This window comes from Deltaproteobacteria bacterium (assembly GCA_003696105.1).
Classification (GTDB): Bacteria; Myxococcota_A; Polyangia; order Haliangiales; family J016; genus J016.
The window spans coordinates 1-2,939 of record RFGE01000236.1 but is presented as its reverse complement, the minus strand read 5'-3'; the positions used below and the strand labels follow the sequence as shown (position 1 = coordinate 2,939).

General features: G+C 71.8%; 4 protein-coding genes. All 4 read left to right on the top strand.

The features are described from left to right. Positions 1 to 260: 260 nt before the first annotated feature. The 4 genes from D6689_15485 to D6689_15470 all read left to right on the top strand — a co-directional run bounded on the left by D6689_15485 (position 261) and on the right by D6689_15470 (position 2,860). Entirely contained in the window at positions 261 to 1,169 is a 909-nt protein-coding gene (locus tag D6689_15485) for a hypothetical protein (protein RMH39840.1), read from the top strand. An 83-nt stretch (positions 1,170 to 1,252) separates the two neighbouring features. Next, positions 1,253 to 1,831 carry a sigma-70 family RNA polymerase sigma factor gene (locus D6689_15480; GenBank protein ID RMH39839.1) on the top strand — a complete coding sequence of 193 codons (579 nt, stop codon included), beginning with the start codon at positions 1,253 to 1,255 and terminating at the stop codon, positions 1,829 to 1,831. Between the two features lie 13 nt (positions 1,832 to 1,844). After that, entirely contained in the window at positions 1,845 to 2,270 is a 426-nt protein-coding gene (locus tag D6689_15475) for a hypothetical protein (protein RMH39838.1), read from the top strand. Positions 2,271 to 2,437: 167 nt separating this feature from the next. Beyond that, on the top strand, positions 2,438 to 2,860 hold the full coding sequence (locus D6689_15470; GenBank protein RMH39841.1) for a peroxiredoxin: 423 nt from the start codon (positions 2,438 to 2,440) through the stop codon (positions 2,858 to 2,860). The last annotated feature ends 79 nt before the right edge of the window (positions 2,861 to 2,939 follow it).

The following is a 2,939-nucleotide window of genomic DNA, read 5'->3' as shown; positions in this document are numbered from 1 at the left end:
CTGCCGGCGGCGTGGTGCGCGGAGGCGCACATGGCGAGCGCGGTGGGCGGCGGGCGCGCGCGGGGGCCCGCCTCGGGGGCCCGGCGCCGGGGCGCTCCAGCTCCGCGCGGCGGCCTGGGCCGCTCGGAGCCCGCAGCCTCGCCGGCTGCGGCGCGGGGGCGCTCCGGCTCGGCGCGGCGGCCTGGGCCGCTCGGAGCCGGCGGCCTGGCCGGCGCCGGCGAAATAGTTGCCGTTCGGCGATCCGTCGTGAAAGCTAAGGCATGCTCTGGCATCGGATCGCCGCCGCGACCGCACTGTGGATCGCGTTGCTGTGCCCGGCCGCGCGCGCCAACGCCAACTCGCTGGTCGACGCGCTCGGGCCGCGCGAGCTGGCGCTCGGCGAGTCGATGCGCGCCGACGCGACCGGCTCGCTTGCGACCACCCTCAATCCGGCCGGGCTGCCGCTGTCGCGGTCCCTGGTGCTCGAAACCGGCTACGGCTATCGCCCCGACGACGGCGCGAGCCTCGTCGCCGTGTCGGCGTGCGATTCGACCGTACCGGTGCCGGGGTGCTTCTACTACCACTACTTTCGCGCATCGCCGGACGTCGGCGGCGTGGACGTGCGCCGACGCTCGCACGAGGTGGGCTACGTCATCGCCCGCCGCGTCGGCAGCTTCGTGTTCGGCGCCAAGTACAAGTACTTCGACTACAACTTTTCGCCCGCGAGCGCCGGCGACGACGACGCGAGCGGCCATGCGGCCGATTTCGGAATGACGTTCGTCGCCGGCGACAGCGTGCGCGTCGGCGTCGTGAGCTACAACCTCGTGAGCACGGCCGACTCGCCGCAGTACCCGCGCGCGTTCGGCGGGGGCCTCGTCGTGCGCCCGGCGCCGAGTCTGTCCATCGCGGTCGACGCCGCGTGGAACACGGACCTGCCCGACGGGCAGGACACCGGCCGCTACAGCGGAGGCGTCGAGTATTTCATCGTCGCGGCCAACCGGCAGGCCGGCTATCCGCTGCGCGCCGGCGTCGTGTACGACGACACCGGCGACCGCACGTATGCGACCGGCGGGCTGGGCTACGTCACGCCGAAAGTCGGCATCGACATCGGCGTGCGCAAGCAGGTCGGCGGTGACGGCGACGAACTGCTCGTCGTCGGCAGTCTGCGACTTTTCGCGCCGCAACAGTGACGCGGGCTGCATGGGATGCCCCGCGGCGTTTTGCTCACGCCGCGACCGTCCGCACTGGCCGATGACGGTATCCTGGGGCGGCCATGTCGCTTCGCGAACGCCGCTTGGTGCGCCGGCTGCGCGACCGGGACGAATCGGCGTTCGGCGAGTTGGTGGAGACCTTTCAGGACCAGGTGTTCAACTTGACGTACCGCATGCTGGGCGATCGCGCCGAGGCCGAGGACGTCGCCCAGGAGGTGTTCATCACCGTCTTCAAGTCGATCGACTCGTTTCGCGGGGACTCGAAGCTGTCGACGTGGCTGTACCGGATCGCGGCCAATCATTGCAAGAACCGGATCAAGTACCTGGCGCGTCGGCGCGACCGCGATCGGTCCGAATTCAACGAGGCGGTGTCCGGTCGGCCGGCGGCGGGCGCGGTTACGGGGCCGACGCAGGCCCCCGCGCCCGATGCGGCGCTCGACGCGGCGCAGCGCGAACAGCTGCTGCAGCGCGCAATCGCGGAGTTGGACGAGGACCATCGGCTGTTGGTCGTGTTGCGCGACATCGACGAGCTCAGCTACGACGAGATCTGCGCCATCACCGGCCTGCCCGAGGGAACGGTGAAGTCCCGGCTGCACCGCGCGCGGGTCGCGCTCCGCAAAAAGCTCGCCAAACACATGTAATGCTGGAGTCGCTATGACCGAGCAGGAGCTCGAGGCACTCGAGGCCAAGTTCTCCGACTACGTGGACGGGACGCTGCCGCCGGCCGAGCGCGCCGAACTGGAGCGCCTGCTGGAGCAGTCGGAGGAGGCGCGTGCCGCGTTCGAGGAGTTCAAGGCGACGGTCGATGCGCTGTCTGGGCTCCACCGGGTCGGCGCGCCGCCCGGCTTCGAGCCGGCGCTCGAGCAAACCATCCGCGAACGCTCCGGCGGCCGGTTCTTCGGCCGCCGCGCGTTCGGCGATCGCGTGCCGTTCGAGCTGCTGGCCGTGATCGCGCTCGCGGTGTTGCTCGGCGTGTATTTGCTGATACGCTCCTCGGCCACGGGGTCGCCGAAGCTGGACGGCGCGCGGGATGCGCCGCCGGTGCCGGCCGGCTCCAGGGAGGTAGTGCCGAAGCCATGACGCGACGTATCCTGTGGACCGGTTGTCTGTGGTTGTCTGTCGCGTGCGGTCGGCAGGCCGCCGAGCCGCGCGAGTCCGCCGCCGAGCGGCCGGCGGCGGGGGACACGCCCGCCGTCGCCGCCCCGGCCGACGCCGCCCCGGCGCGGCAGCTGCTCGCGGAAGGCGCGATGGCTCCGGACTTCACCGCCGTGGACCACATGGGCCGGACGATCCGGCTGTCGGACCTCCGCGGCAAGCCGGTCGTCCTGTACTGGTATCCCAAGGACGACACGCCCGGTTGAACGGCCGAGGCGGTCGCCTTCCGCGACGGGCTCGCGGACTACGAAAAACTCGGGGCGGTCATCCTCGGCGTGTCCCTCGACGACGCCGAGTCGCACCGGCGCTTCGCCGAAAAACACGGCATTCCGTTCTCGCTCCTCGTCGATCCCGACGGCGCGATTGCGGCCAAGTACGGCGTGGACACGTCGCGCGGCTACCCGCGGCGCGTGACGTTCCTCATCGGTCCCGACGGCCGCATTCGCCGCGTGTTTCCCGACGTCGACGTGCAGGGCCACAGCGACGAGGTTCTGGCTGCCCTGCGCGCATTGTGACCGGCCGGGCGCGCGGCGGCGCAACCGGGACGGACGACGATCGCCGTCGCCCGCACCGGCATCGGCGCGCGGGCGCGCG

Excerpts from the sequence above, each read along its gene's own strand:
- D6689_15480 (RMH39839.1), top strand. The coding sequence starts at position 1,253 with ATGTCGCTTCGCGAACGCCGCTTGGTGCGCCGGCTGCGCGACCGGGAC.
- D6689_15485 (RMH39840.1), top strand. The coding sequence starts at position 261 with ATGCTCTGGCATCGGATCGCCGCCGCGACCGCACTGTGGATCGCGTTG.
- D6689_15475 (RMH39838.1), top strand. The coding sequence starts at position 1,845 with ATGACCGAGCAGGAGCTCGAGGCACTCGAGGCCAAGTTCTCCGACTAC.